The organism is Sphingobacterium anhuiense, assembly GCF_042686355.1.
GTDB lineage: Bacteria > Bacteroidota > Bacteroidia > Sphingobacteriales > Sphingobacteriaceae > Sphingobacterium > Sphingobacterium anhuiense.
In genome coordinates, this window is the sequence record NZ_JBHUPE010000020.1 from 103,544 (window position 1) to 127,101 (window position 23,558).

At 34.9% G+C, this 23,558-nt stretch carries 14 protein-coding genes; all 14 read right to left on the minus strand.

Translation table 11 applies throughout. The features are described 5' to 3' along the window. Positions 1-10: 10 nt before the first annotated feature. Positions 11-3,265, minus strand: a complete 3,255-nt coding sequence (locus ACFS6I_RS23740; protein ID WP_380924265.1) for a SusC/RagA family TonB-linked outer membrane protein — start codon at positions 3,263-3,265, stop codon at positions 11-13. Between the two features lie 196 nt (positions 3,266-3,461). Further along, positions 3,462-4,550, minus strand: coding sequence for a FecR family protein (locus ACFS6I_RS23745; RefSeq protein WP_380924267.1), 1,089 nt, complete (start codon positions 4,548-4,550; stop codon positions 3,462-3,464). Positions 4,551-4,665: 115 nt separating this feature from the next. Beyond that, on the minus strand, positions 4,666-5,223 hold the full coding sequence (locus ACFS6I_RS23750; protein WP_132772195.1) for an RNA polymerase sigma factor: 558 nt from the start codon (positions 5,221-5,223) through the stop codon (positions 4,666-4,668). A gap of 212 nt (positions 5,224-5,435) precedes the next feature. Further along, entirely contained in the window at positions 5,436-6,593 is a 1,158-nt protein-coding gene (locus ACFS6I_RS23755) for a TIGR03364 family FAD-dependent oxidoreductase (protein ID WP_380924269.1), read from the minus strand. A 14-nt stretch (positions 6,594-6,607) separates the two neighbouring features. Continuing rightward, entirely contained in the window at positions 6,608-7,945 is a 1,338-nt protein-coding gene (locus tag ACFS6I_RS23760) for a DUF5690 family protein (RefSeq protein ID WP_380924271.1), read from the minus strand. A 180-nt stretch (positions 7,946-8,125) separates the two neighbouring features. After that, a complete protein-coding gene (locus ACFS6I_RS23765) occupies positions 8,126-8,707 on the minus strand; it encodes a helix-turn-helix domain-containing protein (protein ID WP_380924273.1) in 582 nt (193 codons plus the stop codon). 373 nt (positions 8,708-9,080) lie between these two features. After that, positions 9,081-11,456 (minus strand): outer membrane protein assembly factor BamB family protein, encoded by a 2,376-nt coding sequence (locus ACFS6I_RS23770; protein WP_380924275.1) that lies wholly within the window; start codon positions 11,454-11,456, stop codon positions 9,081-9,083. 127 nt (positions 11,457-11,583) lie between these two features. Then, positions 11,584-12,411, minus strand: a complete 828-nt coding sequence (locus tag ACFS6I_RS23775) for a glycoside hydrolase family 16 protein (RefSeq protein WP_380924277.1) — start codon at positions 12,409-12,411, stop codon at positions 11,584-11,586. An 82-nt stretch (positions 12,412-12,493) separates the two neighbouring features. After that, positions 12,494-13,381, minus strand: coding sequence for an alkaline phosphatase (locus ACFS6I_RS23780; protein WP_380924279.1), 888 nt, complete (start codon positions 13,379-13,381; stop codon positions 12,494-12,496). Positions 13,382-13,805: 424 nt separating this feature from the next. After that, positions 13,806-15,119 carry a PDZ domain-containing protein gene (locus tag ACFS6I_RS23785; RefSeq protein ID WP_380924281.1) on the minus strand — a complete coding sequence of 438 codons (1,314 nt, stop codon included), beginning with the start codon at positions 15,117-15,119 and terminating at the stop codon, positions 13,806-13,808. A 189-nt stretch (positions 15,120-15,308) separates the two neighbouring features. Then, a complete protein-coding gene (locus tag ACFS6I_RS23790; protein ID WP_380924283.1) occupies positions 15,309-16,844 on the minus strand; it encodes a RagB/SusD family nutrient uptake outer membrane protein in 1,536 nt (511 codons plus the stop codon). 11 nt (positions 16,845-16,855) lie between these two features. Beyond that, complete coding sequence (locus ACFS6I_RS23795; protein ID WP_380924285.1) at positions 16,856-20,098, minus strand: SusC/RagA family TonB-linked outer membrane protein; 3,243 nt, start codon at positions 20,096-20,098, stop codon at positions 16,856-16,858. A gap of 1,073 nt (positions 20,099-21,171) precedes the next feature. After that, complete coding sequence (locus ACFS6I_RS23800; protein ID WP_380924287.1) at positions 21,172-21,849, minus strand: hypothetical protein; 678 nt, start codon at positions 21,847-21,849, stop codon at positions 21,172-21,174. A 148-nt stretch (positions 21,850-21,997) separates the two neighbouring features. Then, positions 21,998-23,539 (minus strand): RagB/SusD family nutrient uptake outer membrane protein, encoded by a 1,542-nt coding sequence (locus tag ACFS6I_RS23805; protein ID WP_380924289.1) that lies wholly within the window; start codon positions 23,537-23,539, stop codon positions 21,998-22,000. Positions 23,540-23,558: the final 19 nt, after the last annotated feature.

Genomic DNA, 23,558 nt, shown 5'->3' on the forward strand with positions numbered 1-23,558 from the left:
ATGTCAATTTCTAAAATTTAGCACTTAAATTAATTCCGAAAGTACGTACAGCAGGTACGCCACCTAACTCTAGCCCTGGGAATGTTGCATTGTAGCTGGATTCAGGATCAACATTATCTGTCTTTTTCATTAACACCAATAGATTACGACCCACAGCACTTACATTAAGCGATTTAATTTTATTATTAAATAATCCTGGAAAGGTGTATCCTAAAACGACTTGTCTAAGCTTTATAAAATCAGCATTATGAACAAATATTTTAGAGGTATTATTCGCGACATTTGAATAATAAGTTGGTGCGTTTGCGCCATATTCTTCCCGCTTATCTAACGTTCCTTTATGTAAACCAAAGATATATCCATAATAATCTGTCGCTGAAAATAGCTTCCCTCCCCATTTACCATCTATTAAAAACGATAAATTGAATTTATTATAAGAAAACTCATTGTTCCATCCTGCAAACCATTTATTAAAAGCCGATCCGTAAGCAGTTAGATCTCCTTTCGCCGGGGAGCGGTTATCAGATAACAGAACAACATTACCATTGGCATCATATTTATTATCGAATGCCATTACTTGAAAAGCTGCCTCGCCTTTCATATTAGCTACAGAACCGGCACCTGTACGCGAAGTCGCTACTGATTGAAAATTAAAATCGTCTGCTAAGGATAAAATTTTATTATCATTATATGAACCATTGATCGTAGAAGTCCATTTGAATTTTTCAGTCTTGACTATAGTTGCGCCTAACAAGACCTCAAAGCCTTTATTTTGCATTTCACCAGCATTCAAAACTGCCGCACTATAACCGCTCGATGAAGGTGTTGTGATATAGGTAATCTCATTTTTAGATCTTTTACTATACCAAGTAAAATCAAAATTTACACGATCATTAAAAAGACGTAATTCTGTACCAATTTCTAATTCAGAAGCAGATGAGGCAATTAAACCAGAATTGGGAATACTACCATTATCAATTATTCCTAAAGAAGTTCCATTAAGGCTTTCACTTCTCAATTTATAGCTTAAGGCAGTTTGGTATGGATCGGTAGCTTGACCAACTGTTGCATAACCAGCTCTCAACTTTCCGAAATTCAACCATGGAGCTTTGAGATACTCGGAGTAAACAAAAGATGCTGATATCGATGGATATACAGAATTCAATTTATTGTCATAACCTGGAGCGGCTAACGTGGAAAACCAATCTGACCGAAGACTACCAGTTAAATACAATATATCCTTGTATGCAAACTCTAACGTTCCGTAAGTCGATTGTGTCTCTTGCTCAGATTCGAAATAATCCAACGATTTGTTTTCTGCATTTGCAATATTATAATTACCAAATACTGCAAGATCCACTCCATTATTGGTGATTTGTTTAGACTTGGTGTTTCTATAACTGGCTCCAATGTTTGGTGTGATCGTATAATCTCCAACAACAAATTGTTTACCGATTAAGATATCGGCGTTAATATCATCAAAACTGGTATTTTGCTCTGAAATTTTTCCATTAGGATAATAGGCCGTTCCTGAGGCAACAACATTTTTATAACGATCTGAGTATGAATCACGACCTGCACGTCCTTGCACAAACAATCCATTATCCAAAGTGTATTTAGCTGTTAATGAACTGATCGTTCTCTTTCTACTGGTATTATTTTGAAATTCGTAAGCGGCAAACCAAGGATTGGTTGCGTATACGTTACCGGAGTAACCTATTTCTTTACCATTTTCATCTTTCCAAGGTTTTAGATCATCAACATTAATACTCGTCGGTAAAAACATCACGTTGAAATTGGCATTTCCAGCTCCATCTGAAAGCATTGGTCTATTTTTCACCTGCTCATAGATTAAATTAACACGAGCGTCAATCGTTAATCTTTTTATCGGTTCAAACATACCTGCCAGATTAAATGATTGTCTATCTAGTCCTGAATTAGGAACTACGGATTTGTTTTTAACGTCAGTTGCTGATAACCTGATCGATCCGCCTTCAAAAGATTTATTTAAAGCAATCGTATTAGTCCAGGTATTTCCATTTCTGTAAAAACGATCAAGATTTCCTTTTTGAAGGGAATATGGTCTTTCTTTACCGTCGAATTGCAATACAGGTGTACCGTCTAATTTTGCACCCCAGCTATTTGCCCCTGTTGACAGAGCATTATTAATGGTCGTGGGTTTAATTCCACCACCCCCATGTCCATATTGGGTCTGCCAATCTGTTTGATCAATGATTCTTTCGGTAACATAATTACTACTAAAATCTATTGAATTTCCTTTTCCAGACTTTGTCGTAATTAAAATTACACCAGCCTTAGCCCTAGATCCATACAACGCTGAAGCCGCGGCTCCTTTTAATACTGATACACTTTCAATATCATCGGGATTTATATTACTAATGGCATCTCCAAGATCAGGTGCATTATCCCATTGGCTACCTGAATTACCTCTAGAATTGCTATTATTTAAACCGACTGGCTTGCTTTCCATAGGTATACCATTAATGACATACAAAGGCTGGCTTGTCTGATTTATACTGGAAACACCACGGATAGTGACATTCGTAGCCGCACCTGCTCCCCCAGCAGTACTGCTAATATCCAAACCAGCAACTTTACCAACCAAGGCATTCATAACATTATTTTCTCGAGCTTGTGTTAAAGCATCCCCCTGAACTTGTGTCACTGAATATCCTAAAGAACGTTTTTCTTTTTTCATTCCTAAGGCAGTTACCACAACTTCATTCAGCATGCGATTATCTTCAGTCAACACGATCTTGATCGCATTATCATTTGTTAGGACAAGCTCCTCTGAGTTATATCCCGCAAATGAAATAACAAGTGTATTTCCCGTCAGTGCGTTGATGGAGAACTTACCGTTTAAATCAGTAGCTCTTGCTACTGCAGAACCTTTAACACGAACTGTGGCTCCTACGAGTGGGTTGCCTTTTTCATCTGTTACAATACCGTCATAAACTTTATTCTGTTGCTGACTGACAACTACCAAGCCCTCGTTTGAGATACTATATGTAAGGCCAGTCTTATTAAATAATTTGGCTAAAATATCCGTAACTCGTCCATTCTCAACCTGCATAGAAACCTCCTTATTCAGATTGTCGTTATTTGAGCCATAGACGAAGTAATAGTCACTTTTTTCTTCAATCATTTTAAGTACTCTGCTCAATTTTGTTTTTTGGACATCAAGCGATACTTTTTGTTGGGAATAAACATTAGCCGAAACATTCATTACGACAAATGCACTCATAATCAAGGTTAGTTTCATCCGTATAATGAATCTAAAATGCACAATGTAGCCATTATGCATTTGCAATAAGCAATTTTTTATCATACTTTAGTATTAGGTTTAAAATTCAATAAAGAGCAGCACGTTTTTCCAGAATTGCTGCTTAAGAATTAATCTTTTTTTCAAGGATGGCGTTGGTCCGCCATCCTATTTTTTTCTAGTAAATGGTTATTTTTCTTCCATATATCTCATAATTAAAAGGTTCTACTTTTTGTAATGCATTTAATACTTGGTTTATATTTTCTTTTGAAAAAGTCGCTGTAAAGCGATAATCTTCAAGATTTCTATTTTTTATCTCTATATCCACATCATACCACCGTTCTAAGGTATGTCGCAATGATTCAAAATCTTGGTCCATGATTTCTAATCGATTATCTTTCCAAGCAATCTCCTTGGAACTAACGGCAGGTTCATCTACTGAAAAATCTTGAATTTTGATTTCCTTAACGCTGCTTTTTAACGCTTCCTTTTTAACGGCGGAGTCTTTTTTAGCCTCAATAAATTGATTTTTATATAAGATAATTTTCTGATTAGGTTTGATAATCATGGAGTTTTCATTAACTCCCTTACTCCGCATCTCAATTAATCCCTCCACTAAAAAAGCTTCAGATGTTCCATCATTAGGATAGGATTTCACATTGAAAGTTGTTCCGAGGACAGAAATATCAAAATCATTAGCATAAATGACAAAGGGTTTCTCTTTATCTTTTTTAACTTCAAAAAAGCCTTCTCCAGTTAGATAGACATGTCGTGCATGATCATTAAAATCCTGATCAAGTTCCAGTTTACTGTCTGAATTTAATGTGATTGTGGTTCCATCTGGCAAATCAAATGTTTTCTTCTCTCCTTTTTTAGTTTGGAATATCTGGGCGGCCACAAATTGATCCAACGGTTCAATTCTTTTCGAATAAAACTGTGTATACCAGAAGTAAGCCAAGCCGAAAAGTACAAGAGCCGCGGCAATACGAAATAAGTGAGATAGATGCCAGGAAAAAATAGAAAGTTCATTTGTCTCCTCTTTAAAGCGAGCTTTCATATGCTCCAACCTTTCATTAACAGCAGGTTTGTTGCCTACAAGAATTTGATATAATCTCTTGGCATGCTGAATCGTTTCTAACTGCTCAGGATGATTGACAATATACTGTTCCCAATATTGTTTGCAAGATGTATTTTCTCCAGAACAATACTTTTGGAAAGTATCATCTATTAAAAAGTCTTCAATATTGTTATAATCTTTTTGGCTCATTCTTTAGGTCTTTACTATAGAGTGCATACGATTGCACTTTTTTCCTAAAGAAATTTTAAAATAAAATATAACAAGCTTTAAATCAATTAAATAAAATCATCAATCTATTGTAGTTTTAAAGATCCTTTAATTCTTGCCGCAGCACTTTTAAAGCATCATACAAAGTATTGTACGCAGTTTTGACAGTCATTTGAGTGGTTTCTGCTATTTTTTCGTAGGAATATCCTTCAAAAAATTTAAGATGAATGAGTTGTTTTTGACGAAAACTTAATTTTTCGAGTGCTTCTTTTAATCGGATCTGAATCCATTCATTTGTTTGTACCTTAATAATAAATTCTTCATAAGGCATTTCTATCCAATCATCTTCTGCTTTAACATGTCGCAAAGCAGTTTGTATTTTATGTTGTTTTTCTAAGAGCCGAAGGATTTTTCTTTTTAAAAATGTAATGAGGTATGCCTGCACATTTTCTACGCGATCGAGGCGATCTCGTTTTTCCCAAATGGTAACGAAAATTTCATCTGTTGCTTCACTCGCCAGATCAGCATCTCCACATGTACGAATACCAAAATTCACCAATTCGTTAAATAATGCGGCATATAAATCAAAAAACGCTTGTTCATCACCATTCCGCACACGTTCCCAAAGCAATCTATAGCCTAACTTATTTTTCATTATAATTGGTTAACTTCTTTTTAATTCCCTAAATGTATCATTTTATAGCTATAAAAGAAAAAATTATCAACTATATCTTTAAAAAGAGTTAATATTATTATTGACCTCATCGAAATCCATATCTGATATCAAGCCAATATTCAACGGGATATATAAAAAAAGCCTAGCAACTAAATGCTAGGCCTCTAAAACTACTCTTTATATTTTTACTTTTATCCACAGATCGCTTCAATGCTTTGCTCGGCATAACCAGCACTGGCTGTCATACCTTTTCCGCCGATTCCGGTACGTACATGAATACGCTCACTTACATCCACTTCTAAAATATCATTGTCATGCTGAGCGTAAAATCCAGCCCATGAGCTTGCAATCATAGACTGATCCATAGTGATAATACGATTCGCTTCATTCAACATGAGATCATTAATCTTTGAATTAATAGCAAATCCTAATTCATCCAGTTGATTACCTTGTGCATATTCATGTGAATCTCCAACAATGATACTACCATCTATGGCTTGCTTAAATAAGATATGTATTCCCTGTTCACGCAATTCTTTATAGTGTTCAGGCACTTTTATTTGATGGAAAGATGGACAATATTCTTCGAAACTTTCATAACGTCTTGTCGTAAGCCCTGTTAAAATATTTCCTGGTAAATGCAGCTCTTTCATCGGCTTTGTACGCATCATCTGAAGTTTACTGATCTTTAAACCACTATCGTCAAATAATGATCTATAAAGAATTTTGAATTCATATCCATTGCATATGATGACCTTATCAGCCTCGAATAATTGCATATCACTCGTTGTCACTTTAACAAGGTCGGCATTATCATCACAAGCCATTACAGTTGCATCATATTTTAATGTATACTGCTCAAACTTAGTCTGCATATAAGCATGTAAGCGATGGATCATTAAATCTGGTTCAACACTTACCTCTTGTTTAAAAACAATAGCCTCTTTTACATACGTGTCCTTCATCATAGGATAGGTCTTTAAGATCTGTTCTTTTGACCATAGCTCATGCGCATATCCAACCTGCTTATAATGTGCACTTAATTCATGCAGCATCTGTACTTCATCTGCGTCGGATGCAATATAGATACTGCCATTATTGCGAACAGAAATATCCATTTCATTTTGAATGGACTTATAGATTTCTAAACCTCTAACACCATAATCAAACCATTTTCCAGACATCCCTGATGGCACAACCTGTCCAAAATTGCGTACCGTTGAGCTTACCGGATAGTTATCTTTCTCCAATTGGAGAACGCGTAATCCTTTTACCAAAGCATGGTAGGCATGGAAGGTTCCTAAGATTCCTCCTCCCACTACGATTAGATCATATTTACTCAAATTCATTTTATGTATTTTTATTAACTTATTTGAACATCACTACTATTCACACACCAAGGTTTCTCTGCCTCCTGTTCCTGTTTGTCCATCGCTTCTTTTTTACGCACAAAATAATATAAAGATAGTAAGGATAATCCTCCACCGATGATAGATGCGAAAAAAACCAATTGTATGAAATAACTTCCCCACGTCACGGAATTAGGTAATAACTCCTTATTCAGTAAGACTATAAAGCTGCCTAAATATCCGATCGAATCTGCTAAGTACATGACAAAACCTATATTGCTTTTCATTTTGTATGTAGCAATCATCCTTTCAAAAAAGATGGCGTTGTACGGGATATATGCTAAATAAAGACCAAGACCTACCAGCAACATCCAACTTAATCCATCGATAAGTTGATGGCTAAAAAGATAAGTAGAACCACCTGCTATTAGAAAACCTACTATAATCAACATGTGAATCAATTTAAATGCTTTTAAATTATCTTTCACCACAATCAACAATGCCACCAGTACCAATACAATCAAAGCAATTATACCGTCAACTTTTGCAAAAATGCCATTGCCTTTTACATGGAGCATTTCCCAGATTTCAATTTCAAAATTATCTCGAACATCCCTGATAATTGTCAACATGGTATAGATAACGACAGTGAGCAAAATTCCAGGTTTAAACATTTTAAAAAACTCTTTTCGACTTGCACTATCCATCGCTACTCGTTCTGTTCTCAAGGCTTTATCCTGTTCTGTGGGTCCAGGTGCATGCTCTAACAACCAGACACATCCGATAAAAGGTAGTAAGAATAAAAAACCTGTACAAAAGGGCATCCAATATTCATCTATTGGAAAAGTAGCCATTAACCAACGTCCTACTGTTTTAATCAAACCTGAAGCAAAAATCAAACTGACAGCCATAACTGCTCCCATTATTTCTGTATAACGTCTACCTTCCAGGTAACTAAAAACCAAACCCCACACCATGCCTAAGGGAAATCCATTCAATAAAAGAAAAATAATATTCCAAGGACGCGGACACCAAGCAAATGCTAACAAACTTAACCAGGAAATACAAATCAATATAATCAGATAGCGTCCACGATTCTTTTGCTTACTTTCTGCAATAAATTTTATTCCATAAAATTTAGAAAACATATACCCGACCATCTGAGTAATAACTAAACAGACTTTATAATTGATCCCCCATACTGAAGCATCATCATAAGATGCGGCAGTAAAAGATTTTCTAAATGAATACATACAGGTATAGCAAAGAAATGCTGTTAATGCCAATATCATGGCAACAGAGCGTTCATCCAGTTGACTAATACGTTGTTTAAATCTTTGCGTTAATTCCATTATTTAGACATTTGGTAAATGTGAATTTTTTCCACAACCAAAAGTAAACTTCAAAGATTAACACATCACTAAACTTCTGTTAAGTATTTGTAAACAAATATAGAAATAAATTGAATTAAGCCTAAAACAAAAAAAGACTTTCTAGGGAGAAAGTCTATAATATCATCTTAAATGAGTTCGCTATTTTTTGTTCTGCTCAAAAAAGTAAACAATTAACATGATTGCTTTATCTTTTCCGATGTTTCGCGGTGTATGCGATAGACGCCCATTAAAGAAAATAGAATCACCCTCATTAAGCACAATAACCTGATCCTTAAACACATATTCAACCTGACCACTCAAAATATACTTATATTCAAAAGCTTCAGTCTCCACCATAGGCCGTTTAGCATCTGGAAGAAGTTCCAGTAAGACTATGTCTAAAGTAGAGCTATCAACAGAAGAGCTTAGTATTCGCTTATAATGAAATCCAATTGCTTGTTCCTTTTCAAACTCTTCGTAATTTTCTTTCCTTTTGACGATAATAGGTCCCAACGTACTATCGGAATTAAAGTCTTTAAAAAATTCATTTAAATCCACATCAAGTGCATTGATGATATTGATCAAAACAAATAAAGAAGGAACCGTTCGGTTATTCTCAATCTGAGAAATCAACCCTTTACTGACACCAGCTTTATGGGCTATTTCTTGAATGGTTACCCCGTTAATCTTTCGGATTTCCTTAATTTTATTACTGATCTTAAATATTGTATTATCTTCCATAATTAACCTCAAAAGTACACAAATAATTACCCTGATGCATATTAAGTTTTTATTACCACAAAAACAATTAATATTATAGCACAACCATAAATTAGTGAAAAGTATAATCATTTCCAAGTTTTATCAGCATGCAAACTTGAATGAAAATTTTGTACAAGAAAGTTTCATAGCATATGTTAACAATTTCTTATGTTGCAAAGTCGTAAAGCATACATAGTGTTTGTATCGTATTTACAAATACCTGTGATGTGCTATTTTATTATTTGATAAACTCTAAATGTTGTATGAGAGTTTTTATTTGGCATATTTTAATAAAGATTTAAAACAAGAAAAGACGAACTGATGGTTCGCCTTTTCAAAAATCAAAAATTTGCTAATTATTGTTGAAACTATATACGTTTCCAGCAAAATCTGTCACATAAAGTAAATTATCTTTTACAAGCACCTCTGCTAAAATTGGAGCACCTAAATTAATTTTATATTTTAATTTGCCCTGTGGATCTAGACGGTAAAGAAATCCATCCGATGCGCCAAATACAAAATCAGTTCCAACTTGCTGCGGAGCTGCTTCTACAGTTGCAACTAACTTATTTTGATCGGGTGAACTATACGATGAAGTATAGATTAAAGCCTCTCCAGTAGTGAAATTCCATTTTTCATTCAGCGTATTCTTATCCAAAGCAACAATTCCTTTATCCGAAGTCGATAGTAATAATTGTTCGCCACTTATTACAGGTGTTGCCATTACTTTGAAATCATAATCAAGTGTCTTTTTTCGTAAAACGTTTCCTGATAATCTATCTAGCACAAATACCGTATTTAATCCAGTTGCATATACTTCATTTCCTACTACCGCAACTCCACCACTTCTAAAACGTAGACCATCCTCATTTTTCTTCCACATCAATTTACCTGTCTTGCGGTCATGAGCAAATAAACTGTTCCAATTAGCTCCTGTAAACAACTGATCTTTGGTTACTATGATCTCTCCTGGCATTGCCTCTCCCCCATTCCAATCCTGATTTCTCCATAGCTCTTGACCAGTCTTTAAATCTAAAGCGGTCAGATAAGAACCGTAACCGGTATAATAAACCCCTTCATAAATTGCTCCTGCTGTAACATAACTTGGTAAGCGTCCCTGGCTTAATTCTTTCTTCCAAATCAGCTTCCCAGTTTTAGCATCCAAAGCGTAGGCATTTCCTGCCACATCAGTTGCTGCAACAATGCCATTTTCATAACGGAGTTTCTGTTTGATGGAATTAGCTGTTGAAAAAGTCCATTTAGTCTTTCCTGACTTTTCGTCTAAAGCTACAATTTTGGACTTACCATTTCCACCATCATCAAAAGTTGCTCCCAAAACGAGACCTTCAACAAGTAATGGACTCACTTTCCAAGTGTTTCCACCTAAGTTTCCAGTCCATTTAAGTTGAAGCTGATTTGTTTTATCACTCACCCCAAAGGTTTCTTTTTTGGTTGCCTGGGTACCATCATTGTAATTGACTTCAATAAAAGCAGTATATGTTTTATTACTTACATCCATAAGAGGTTCTGTCTCCCATGACCAATCTGATAATGGTTTAAACGGTGCATAGGCTACTTGATTGCCTTTACTATCCAGTACTCGCACGTGGACAGATGCTACATCTCGATTACTATCGTATACTTGCGCACGGAAAGGAATTTTCCCTTTTTCAGTGCTTTGTAATGCAGGATCTATCAATTGAATATGATCAAACAAATTACTGTATTTTGGAGCCACATCTTCAACCCCATCTTGAGTAACTTTAATATGCAGAAACTGGCCAACGGCATGATCGATCCCCCCCTTATTAGGTGCATTTGTACTAATAACACGAACACCGCTGCTTGCATTAACAAAAGAATAGTTATTATGCCAGTGACCGAATAACCACGCTTTTAATTTATATTTCTTTAAATCGATTTCCTCAGTCTTTCCCTTTAGAATAAAGTCAGGTCCGATATCAAAATCGTGATTAATAAAAATAACCGGTTTATTCTTATCTTTCAATTCTAGATCCTTCTTTAACCATGCGATAACTTGATCTCTTGTATAGCTTGGTTTATAATCACCGCCCCACATCGGCGTAACAACAAAGTGTGCAGGACCAGCATCAAAAGAATAATAGGTCGGACCAAACAAATCTTCAAACAGCTTTTCACCATATTCTCCTTTTACGAGATCATGATTGCCAACGGCATAATAAACAGGTAAGCCCATCAGCTGGCTATTTACTTGCTGAGCATGAAAGCGCATACCTGGTTCGTAACAGATATCTCCGGTATGCATGATCAAAGAACTTTTTTGATTTGCAGCATATTTACGGACATTCTCAATCCATGGACCATACAAATATGTTTCGGTATCTGTTATTTGGATAAAATTTAAAACATCCGGATCTTGAGAAGTATCCTCAATAAGTCCTATTGAATACTCTTTACGGTCAGGACTTATTTTTAAAAAATGACTTTTTGCAGGCTTGAAACCAGCCGGAGCAGTTACAAATACAAATCGTGCCGCAGGATTTGCTGGTATTTCGAACTGTCCATTTGCATCTGTTTTCAAAACCTGATAACCATCGGAAACAACAGCATGCTCAACAGTACGTTCGCCACTGTCGAACTGACCATTTCCATTCGAATCGATAAAGATATGACCTTTATACTGTGCATTTGCAACACCCATCCCTAGTGCCAATAAGGATGTCAATAGATAATACTTTTTTTTCATTTTACAGTTTATCGTATATTAACTTTTAAAGTTGTTTTGTTTATAATGAACCTAATTCCTACCTTTTTTTGTCATGCTGAATTTAAAGGCGTTCGCTCGTGTTTTTAAATCTGATCGGTGAGATATTTTATTGATAAACCTTAACCCAGTCAATAATCATTTCAACAGGCAATTGTTTCTGATCGACTTTTCCAACCCAACTACCGCCTAATTGTTGATCAATTAATAAAAAGAAAGGCTGATCATATGGCCATTGTGATTTATCAACCCCTTCTACGCGAGGATATGTAAACGTATCTTTACCATTTAACTGGAATACAATTCGATCAGGATACCAGCTTATGCCATATACATTATATTCACCTGCATTGATCTTCGCTGTTCCGCCGTGTTGGGGATTTGTTTTTTGTCCTAAATCCAAGGTATAATAGGAGTGTGTTGTTTGGTAGATGATGGAATCAAAATTTAAATGTTCCATAATATCGATTTCTCCATTTTTGGGATATTTTCCATATTTATCTAATTCCGCTAACATCCACATCGCTGGCCATGCACCTTGAGCACTCCCAAGTTTCGCACGGATCTCCACTCGCCCATATTGAAATGCAAATTTTCCTTTACTCCAAATTCCTCCTGTCAGAAATGGACGCGGATCTTTTGTCAGATCTGGATTATTAATACCTTTCAAAATCAGTTTACCATCTTCCATTGCAAAACAGGCATCATCCGTACTCATATGGCGATTCCAATCGGCGGTACCTACAGAAATTCTTGTCCATTTTGTCGTATCAAGGGAGGTTTGATTAAATTGATCTTGCCAAACCAATTTCCATTTTTTAGATTCACGTGCATCGCCTTGAATGTACACATACGGATATGACTTTGGATGATTGCTTACCTTACAGGAACTTATTAATGCTAAGCAAGAAATGGCTGATAAAAAATATTTGAACATGGCAATAAATGGTTTTTTACTATGCGTAATTAAACTTAAATGAGTTCAAATTTGTACTCAAATCTGAACCTGATCTTAATCATTATTTTTGAAAAGCTTGAATAGGTTTACCTCTCCAAGCTTCATCTTGCTCAGCCCCCAGTAACCAGGTCAATGTTGGTGCAATATCATAAATTAACATTGGTTGATTTACCTGCTGTCCTTTTGGTACACCTGGACCAGTCATGATAAAGGGTATTTCAACTTCAGCTAACGACTTACCTCCATGTCCTTTGTCAATACCGCCGTGATCAGCTGAAATGACAAAAATAGTTTCTTTCTCCATTCCTGCTTCTTTAACAGCTTGTTGCAATTGCGCAATTCTTCGGTCTACATTTTTCAGTTCTGCATAATATTCCGGAGTATTATGTCCAATGTTATGTCCCACACCATCAGGTTGATCAAAATGCACAAAAGTAAGTGTCGGTTTATCTCTTTTAATAACTTCAATTGCCTTTTCTAATGTCTTATCCTCGTTGTCTTCCATATTATATACTTGTTGGACAATATTTTTATCAATGAGGTAACCGATACCTGGCCAACTGTGTATCACTGCAAAAGTAGCCTTGGGGTTTTTAGATGCTACTGCATTAAAAATTGAAGGAAATAGACCATTCTTCGTTGTTTTTATCGCTGGGATTTCGGGCGTCTTACTTCCCCACTCTGTAAAACCATGCATAGTTGGACCAGCTCCCATCAACATAGATGCCCAATTCACCGCACTTGATGAAGGCAATACTGTTCTGACATGAAGGCTATAGCTTCCATCTTCTATCATTTGTTTCAAAGTGGGCATTTCAGCTTTTGGGATTGCATAAGCACCTAATCCATCAAAACCAACGAGCACAACGTGTTTGATTTTTCCAGTCTGCGCTTGACTAATGGTTTGCGCAAAAAATAGGGCAATTAAAAAAATAAGGTTCTTTTTCATTAGAATACAATTGTTTTAGTAATCATTACTAGTTGCTATCTGTATCATTTAGCTCGTACTTTAGGTTTTAAAAGTAGTAAAGCTTTTAGAAATACAGTATTCATTTTTGATTGCTGTTATTCTTAAATCATACAAATTTCACTTATAAATGAATCACAAAAGGTAAAAGGTTTGATTTTAGTTGATTAATATTAAAAATTACTCGATAAAGTTAATCAATATTAAACAATACCAATTCATAACGAATGTCTGTATAACAAGATATTTACACAGATATCCAAGTATTAGTATGATTTAAAGTAGCGATTACAATTACCTAACAAGATGTTTACATATCAAAAATAGGGAGTCGTTAATTTTGGTCAATTACGAGATGAGCTTAATTAGAAATAGGCAGATCTCGGTGAACTAGCTAAAAAGCGAACTAATCATGATCAAAAGGCAGAGGATCTTTCAAAATAAATCGAAAATCCTTTTTTTCACCATTTCGTTCTATTTTCATTACGATCTCTTTTCCATCTTCCGATTTCAGTAAGTTTGTTAAATCCTCCAGTGAGTACGAAGTTGCCTTTTTACCATTGATAGTTAGAATTTTATCATCTTTCATTATCCCAGCCAAATGACCTGGTGAATTTGGTCTGACCATATCAATTTTAAAAAGTGTTTTCAAAACAAACTTAAACTGGACCTTATTATCAAAATTAATTTCTTTACTACCATCCTTTTTCAAGGCAACCGGAACTTCTTCCTTTTCCCATTGAACACCATCATGGATAATCTCCAGCCCACTCATATTGAGATAATAGTATTTATCAAAATTTTTATTCTTACTTAAATACAGTTGATTATTGGGGTAATCAAAAATAATTTTAAAACGTCTCAACAGTTCATTGCCAATTGAACCAATCCGATCATTGATCATCTTTGCATTTTGTACAGATTCCAATTCCGGATAAGCGACTAAAGGATATGACATAGCAAATGGCCCTAAAGACAATTTCTTGATCCGATTACGGAGTCCATAAATTTCTCCACTGAACCCCTGACCGATATAATCTTCTATAAAAGGAGCACGAACTTGATAATTTTGTATTTTATCTTTTAATAATAAAACAGCATCACTATTTCCCATATCAATAAGTGCTTTGCCATCGATCTCGTCTTCATTCTGCTGTATTTTGATCGCAACATAGGGGCGACTTGAAATTATCTCCAAGGGTAGGGAGGTCATTTTGGACCATGATTTTGGATTGCTATCACTGGAATAAACCGTTATTCGCTTTTTTATGAAATCAAATGCAATCTTATGATCGGTAAAAAAACGACTTCCTAATATACCGTTCACCTCTACACCTATACGTGATGAAATATCAATATGCTCATTATCTAAAATAAAAATAGGATGATCTATGTCTTCCATTTTTTTCCCAACGATCACATGATTATTGATCGCTAAAATACCGTCAACACCGGCATTCCGTCCAAGACCCTGAAACTTATTTTTAAAGATTGTACTGTCGACTTCACCTAAAGACTTGCCAAAGACCATTGTTTCTTTTACTCCGGTGTCGAGCAAAAAATTCATCATAAAACCATTGACCTCTACAGGTATTATAACGAGATTATGCACAAATATAAAGGGGAAACTTAGCTTCTTGTTTTTATGCAAAACAAACCCTGATTGCCCAAAAGCAACTTGGAAAAGCAAACATATCAACAATAGGAGGCCTATTTTCATGAAAGTCTATATTGGTATAGACAATATACGAAAAAAGGAATAAGGTACTCGATTTTGAATTAAATAATTCTCAATCACTACTTGATAAACAGTTAGATGATAGGATTAAATTATATTCATAAAAAAGCCTCCAAAAAGCTTAAATCTTCTTGGAGGCATTGAATTGAATCAAGACTTTAATAGTAATATTTATTCTAAGCCTTTATTATAGTCTGACTCTCTTAATGGAATAGACCATGTCCATTTATTTTTATCTTGAGGATTGATCGTAACGGCTAATGAGGTTAAGAAATTTCCGCCATTTGCATGCGCGTTTCGAATGATCGGATCACCCCATCTTTTCATATCAAACCAGTCAAATCCTTCACCCCAAAGCTCAATGGAGCGATATAATTTGATTTCCTTTAATAATTCTGCACCTGTTTTTGTACAATTATACTTGGCATCTCTGCCAGAAGAAGTATTTAATGCATTCAAAGTAGCTTGAACCGCAGTTGCCGGCTTATTTTGGAAATATTTAGCTTCAGCTTCAATCAAGTACATCTCAGCAGCTCTAAAGTGATTCAGATTACCCACACCAGGAAGATCTTTTGCTTTAAATTTAAAATTCATGTAAGCATAAGGAACCGCTGTCGATTGTAAATCTGGAAATGTACGAAACGCTCTAGCTTTCATATCAGGACCTGCAATACCAGTCGCTGTTGTATATGCCTCACCTTTAGGGTCCAAAAATAGATCTCTTCTGATATCAGAAACAGGGATTTTATCAAAAAGCTCTCTACTGATAATTTTTGGTGTTGTTCTAGCAGCACTAGCCGTTGAATTATAAGCTATATAGGATTGGAATGAGTAAAAGAATAGCGTTTCATCTGCAGCACCATAGCTACTCCAAATCCATTCTCCATTTGGATCATAAAATCCACTCTTATACTCATCATTGTTCATCAATTTGTAATTTTCACGAGCTAAAATCGCATATTTTTCAGCATTTACATAATCTTGCTTATTCAGAGCTGCTCTTGCATAAATAGCATAAGCGACATCTTTATTAACCTGAAAGTTCTTGCCTGATTCACGGTTTAATTTTGACTCACTGTACATCGATATCGCCTCGTTTAAATCCTTATAAATTAAATCATAAGTTTGTCCAAGTGTGGACAATGGCATATCACCCGTAGACACGTCTGTTCTTAAAACCAGTCCTGCTGTTTGTCCGTTGTTTGAATCACTCCATCTATTTCCATAAATTTGAGCCAACATCATAAAGCTGTATGCCCTGAAAGTTAAAGCCTGTGCTTTTATAAATTGTTTTTCTGCCACAGGGCCCTCAGCTCCATCAATATTTAATACAATTTCATTTGCGTTCGAAATCAATTTATAGTAGTAATACCAAGGATAATATAAATAGATACTCGTTAAGTTCTGATTATAATTGGAGTTAATAATATCAGCCCAACCACTTAGATTGACAAAAAAATTGTTACCTGGGTAGTTACCGTAGTACATCTTTATTGTGCCTTCACCATTGAAACCTTGGCTACTTAAATATTGTTGTGTCATCATTTTGGCAAGACCATTTACAGCAACTTTAGCGCTTTTTGTGGTTGCAAAAACTTCAGATTTCTCTACAGAGTCTGTAGGACGTGTATCTAAATAATCTTTACTACAAGACGAAAGAGAGACAACTCCTAATAATAATAACTTTATATAATTAATTTTTTTCATTGTTTAAATTCTTATAGTCCAACTTTTACACCAAAAGATACAGTACGCGGAGTAACCCAAGCATTCGTACTTGTACCATTCCATTGTTGTTGTGGGTTCATACCTTTACGCTTTGTCATTGTAGCCAAATTTTCTATTCCTGCTACGATTGTTACTGAAGATAAATCAATTCTGTTGATCAACTGTTTTGGCAAACGGTATCCAAATGCAATATTTTTTACAACAAGATATGATCCGTCTATAAGAAAGCGGTCACTCGTAAAGTTATTCATATTACTTTGCGAAAAGTTTATAGCTGGAATTCCATTGGGATCTAATCTATTATCAGATGTCGTAGTCATTCCCTCTGGCATACCGGACCATGAATTCATAATATCCGTGTGTAAAGCCCCTGGAGTACCTGACATACTCATTAAGTCTCTGTAGGATGAGTCAAAAACTTTACCTCCGATTGCGTAAGTGAATAAAGCTGATAAACTGAAATTTTTATATTCAAAGTTTGTATTGAAACTACCGCTCATTTTTGGTATAACCGATCCAGACCAATCTCTTACACCATAAGTTGAAGCATTGGTTACATAATATTTTCCGTTGATTTCAACTAATTCTGCCGCAGGTATTGCTGCTTTATCTGGTGCAGAACCATTCACATTAAATCTTTCTGTGTCTGCTAAATACAGCGACTTACCTGTCATTTGGTCTACCCCTGCATATTTAAACATCCAAAAATCATAACGTCCACCACCTTCAACCCATTTAAAGTTTCCAGTTATAACGCCATTTTCTCTGTTTTCCTCTGGCAAACTTAAAATTTTGTTAGTCAACCACGTCGCATTTGCACCAACATTCCATCTCCAACCTTCACCTCTTAATACATCTACGTCGAAAGTTAATTCGATACCTCTATTAGACATTGATCCAATGTTTTTAGTTACAGTTGAAACAGCAGTACTTGTTGAATTAGGTCCTGCTGATAACGGTAAATTAAGATCAAAAATCAAATTTTTCGATTGTTTATTGAAATATTCAATACTTAAGTTGGCACGTTTGAACAATTTCGCTTCGATTGCTGCAGAAAATGAGCTAGAAGTTTCCCAGATTAAGTCTGGTGAAGGAATCTGACTTTTATAAACTGCTCCTGCATTTGCATTTTGGTCCATTGCATATAATGATAAATGCGCATATTTTTTTGCACTTTCATCATTTCCTACTTCACCATAAGACGCTCTTACTTTAAGGTCATTTACTGTATTTAGAGCATTCTTGAAGAAATCTTCTTTCGATACGATCCAACTACCACCTAATGACCAAAAGTTACCCCAGCGATTATCTGCACTAAAGCGAGAAGATCCATCTCTTCTAATTGATGCTTCCGCAAAATATTTCCCTTCATAATTGTATCGAGCACGAGACAAATAACTTTCTACACGATAATCTTCTTGATAATCATACAAAGAAGTAATCTTTGTAAAGTTGATCATATCAGTTTTACCTGCGAAGATTTCATCTGTCTTATACCCATAAAGGTAACTCATGTTATCATAATAATTTTCATGACCAGCCAATACATCAATGTGATGCGCGCCAAAATCTTTATTCCAAGTTAACAATTGTTGGGTTGTATAATTCTTGTATCTATAGGTACGTCTTGCAGCACGGCCCTGCCCTACTCCATCACCAATAATCGCGTTATTATAGGTACGACGCTCAGAGTTCCGTACATTTAAATCACCATTAACAGTAAAAGTAAAATCCTTTAAAAACTTAAATTCTAGAAAAGCTCTACCGTTCATTGTGTTTCTAATGGTTTGATCACTGTTCAATTCATTTTCCCAAATTGTGTGACGTCCAACATATTGCAATCGTGTAGATTCTCCATTATCGTACTGTTTTTCTCCTAATAGACCAGGTGCATAAGATCCATCTGCATTATGTAGATGAATTGGGTAAATAGGTGCAATTGAACGTGCATAATTAAAAGGATTTGTAAATGAACTAGCATCATCTGTGGAACCGCTTATTCTATCCGAAATCTGGTGAGAACCCGCTAAATTGAAACCATATTTAAACCAATCTTTAGCTTGGAGTTCAGCATTCAATCTTCCAGTAAACCTTTTTAATCCAGAATTTTTAATATATCCCTTTTCATTTAAATATCCAGTAGAGTAGAATACTTTAGCTTTATCAGTAGCAGTGGTTCCATCAATATTGTAGTTTTGGCGATGCCCAACGCGATCCACTTCACTAAACCAATCTAAATCATCACGATATCCACTTTTTATTTGTGCATCTGAAACCAATTTTCCATTTTCATCAAATAATTTATTATCCTCTTTATCGTAAATATTTAATTTCAAATAGTTACTAATTAAAGACTTGGAAGCCTCAGCGTTAGCTAACTCTGTTGTTGGATAAGCTTTGGAGTTCGTGCTCAACAGGTTATTTCGGTATCCTGTCCACATTGCTTCCATAAACTGTCTATCATTTACACGGCTATATTCAGCAATTCCTCTTGAGTAGAATCCCTGATCTGTCGATACATTTACCTGAGAACGACCAGCCTTTCCTTTTTTTGTTGTAATAATGATTACACCGTTACTTGCTCTACTACCATATAGCGCAGATGAAGATGCATCTTTCAATACAGAAATACTTTCAACATCATTGGGATTGATATCAGAAATATTACCACCAAAAGGAACACCATCAACTACATATAACGGATCATTAGATCCATTTAAGGATGAAAAACCACGGATTCTAATACTTGGTTCATCACCAGGCATACCAGAAGTATTATTTATTTGAATACCTGCTGCTGATCCTTCCAGAGCCGCGAAAGCATTTGTTACTGGTCTTTTTTCTAAATCTTTTGCTCCGATTGATGATACAGAACCCGTTAGTGATTCTTTTTTAGCAGTACCATAAGCGACAACAACAACTTCATTAAGTTCTTCTCTCGAATCTTCCAAAGTAACATTAAATGTTGAAGCACCTTCTTTAACAATTAATGTCTTTTCACCGTAGCCTAATGATTTGAAAACAATAATCTTTCCCGTAGGTACAGAAAAGGAATAGTTTCCATTTGAATCGGTTTGAGTAGCTTGATTTGATCCCTTCACAACTATTGTCACTCCAACTAAAGGTTTGCCATCAGCGCCTACAACGCGACCAGCAACCTTTTTCTCTTGTGCAAAAGCGACCGATGTCAGAATCATACTACCCACCACAAAACTGAGTAATGTTTGTTTCATATGTTTATTTTTATGTAAGTGTGTAAAGTCTTTATTAAAGACTTTGGTTAAGTAACTTCGTTTGCCAAACAACTATAAATCAATATTTTAATATTTTTCAAAGTTTTCGTCACTAACCGCTTTTACGCAATCGATTGCATTTTTTCTCATGCATGTGACTATTTGTCAAGTTTAATATTTAAAAAGAAATACGATTGTATAGTGCTTGGGTGCTTTTCAATGTGGCAGATTTCAAATATTTTCAAAATATTTGCTTAACATCATGTGTTAAATAATGTTAAAACCAAAGTTATAACATTATTTTTATTTAGCAAACTTTTGCAACTATTTTTTTTATATCGATAATAAAACGCATGATAAATAAGTTTAAACACATGAATTTGTGATTATAATTTTTAAAATCAATAAACAATGTAACATTAAGCTAATTAAGAGTTGAGGCCAGAAAGCTCGATAGATAAGTATTATAAATTAATATTTCGAAATAAAAGAATTACGATTATTAGATCAATTTGAGAGGTTTTCACTTTTACAAGCAAGATGAGGGAAATATTATAAATAATGGAATTTGCAAATAACTGCAATAAACTGCAACATCTGGAAAATTTGGCCAGAGACTACCCAACACTATCTCTCACTTATTCAATATATTACAAGACAATAAGTGATAAGTAAATACAGTATTTGATAAATTTTATTTTTTTTCGAAATACGATCGCCTTTATGTAGAGACTTAACAAAGACCATATTTTTTAAGTCTGGTATCGAGCCAAAAGATTCATCATAAAATCCTGTACTTCTATGAGTGTTATAGTGAGATATTTACAAATAAAAACAAGAAACTTAGCTTCTTATTTTTATAGAAGCAAACTGTAATTACCCTAAAGTATTTTGAAAAGGAAAATGTCTTTCACTGAAAACCTATATTGGTATATAATAGAAATCGATTGAATCAATGTTAATGATGTACACATATTATTTGATTAAAAAGTTCAGTCAAATAATATGTTAATTCTAATAAAAAAAGCTGTCTCAAAAGATTTGAGACAGCTTTAAACAGATTGAAATTTATTTTAATTTGGAAGTTTAATAGTTTCCGTTCCTGGACCAAAACTTCCAGCAGAAACTCGATAGCCACCAACTTGTAAAGTTACAACTCCATTTGAAACTGTTCCAGTCACATCACTCATTGTAACAGCTCCATAATCAGGATCATTACCTAATACCTGATTTGGAAAAACAACCGTTTTACCATCAGCTTTGATCATAAATGCCAAACTATTTTCACCAAATGGACTTACAATTTTATAAACTGATGTAGTTTTTGCTTTTTGAATTTTTACACTCAAAACTTTTCCTGCCCAACCATCAGTAGAATTCATTTCAACATTACCTTTATCTTCAAATGCTAATACATCCGTCGCTAATACATCAACTTTTTTAATATTACTGACAGATGCATTATCATCAGAAATAGTTAATGAAATTGGAAAAGCTAATCCAACTGTTACATCTTTTCCAACAGGAGTTAAAGATAAAGTACTTGGGTCTATTTTAGATAAATCACCATAATTCACTTTAGCATAAGATTTACCTTCGCCATCTCCAAATTGTACGGGACCAGACAGTTTAAAAATATTTGTATAACCTGCACCTGTAGCAGTCAAACTTACGGGGATAGAAAGTTGACCTGAAGTTGAAGTTCTACCTACTGGGATTGAGATCGATCCTCCTTGCATGTTAAGTTTCATAGTTTTACTTAAAAAACTAATTTTATTCGAATCTCCCGAATATAGGGCTCCCTCTGTTTTGTCACAAGAAGAAAATAATGACAAAGTCCCTACAAATAATAAACAATTTACTATAATATTTTTCATATTCTTTTTTTCTTAAACGACATTACATCGGGTTCTGATCCTTGTTAGCATCTAGACTTGTATTGCCATCAAATTCTTTTTGTGGAATAGTCAAGATAAATTCTTTGCTTGCAGCCTCCAACGTATTCCAAGTTGGTTTGAAACTATGGTTAGATCCTGTAGCATTTCTATCAAATCCTGTTTTTAATCGCATGATGTCAAAAATTCGTTCAGTTTCACCCCAAAGTTCAATCCGTCTTTGCAAGATAATTTGATCCATTAAGGTTTTCGGTGTACCAATAGATCCCATAGTAAGATCTTTTGACAAAGTAGCTTGGTCCAAAATCATTTGATAACCAGTTGGATTTCTCAACTTCATAAGATCACCTAAAGCTGTTTTTGCTTCAGTTAATTTACCCTGATTAGCCAATGCTTCAGCTTTTACTAATTGCATTTCTTCAGAACGCATGAAAATATAATCTCCTAAACTTGAAGCTTTTTCAGAATATCTAAATTTGACTTGATTATATGGTTTTTTATCCGGTGTTCCACCATCTGTTGAACCATTCCACCATTTCTTACGAGCATCTGTTGCTGGTATTTGATCATATAACCAATTGTAAATACATTTTCTAGATGTTTCAGCATATTGGCCAGCACTTGCATCCATATGTGAAAAGAAAGAAGCCCAAATGGTCGATTGGTCCGCAATAATTTCTGCTCCCCAAAGCACATCTTTCAATTTAACACTATTGAAACCACTATAAATATCATCACCACTAAGCATAGCTAAACTTGACTTCGAAAGTGCTTCCGTCGCATGTTTCTCTGCATCAACCCACTTATTTTGAACCAAGGAAACATTAGCTTTTATTGCATTAGCAACATAATAATCCAAATGGGACTTATGCTTTTGAAGCGATTTGTCCTTAGCAAAAAGACCTATTGATTTGTCCAGATCTTGATTGATTTGCGTATAGACCTCTTCTACAGTACCTCTGTTTTTCCCTTGAGAAGTTGCAGTTGTTGGTTCTGTATATAATGGAACACCTGGAGATGTTTGATGTCCAATATAAGTCTGTTGAAAAATTTGAATCAATTGGAAATACGCATATGCTCTCATTGTATAAGCCTGCGCCATAATATTATCAACTTCTTTAGGATCACCAGTTAAAGTCTTTTCTGCTGCCAGAATATAATTTGCATTACTGACCAAGGTATAATAAAAATTCCAAGTAGCGTAAGGTCTCCAACCTGTAGAAGCAAAGCGACTGCGCACATCAAATTTATAATCAAAATAGAACCATCCACTTCCTTGAGCATCCTGAAGAAAATCTTCTCCCATTAAAGAAGTAAACATTTTTGTTGATGTAATACCAAAATTTTGAGAAGTATTACTGACCGACCATCCAGATGAATATAACATTCTATAGATACCATCCATCGCTACTTGAGCTCCTTTTGTTGTTTGTAATAATGTTCCTGCATCTACTTGATCCGTAGGACTTGTCTCCAAATACTCCTTACTGCAGGATGATAATCCCAAAGCAAGGGAAAGAATTGATGCATATAATATTTTTTTCATTTTAATAAGCAATTAATAG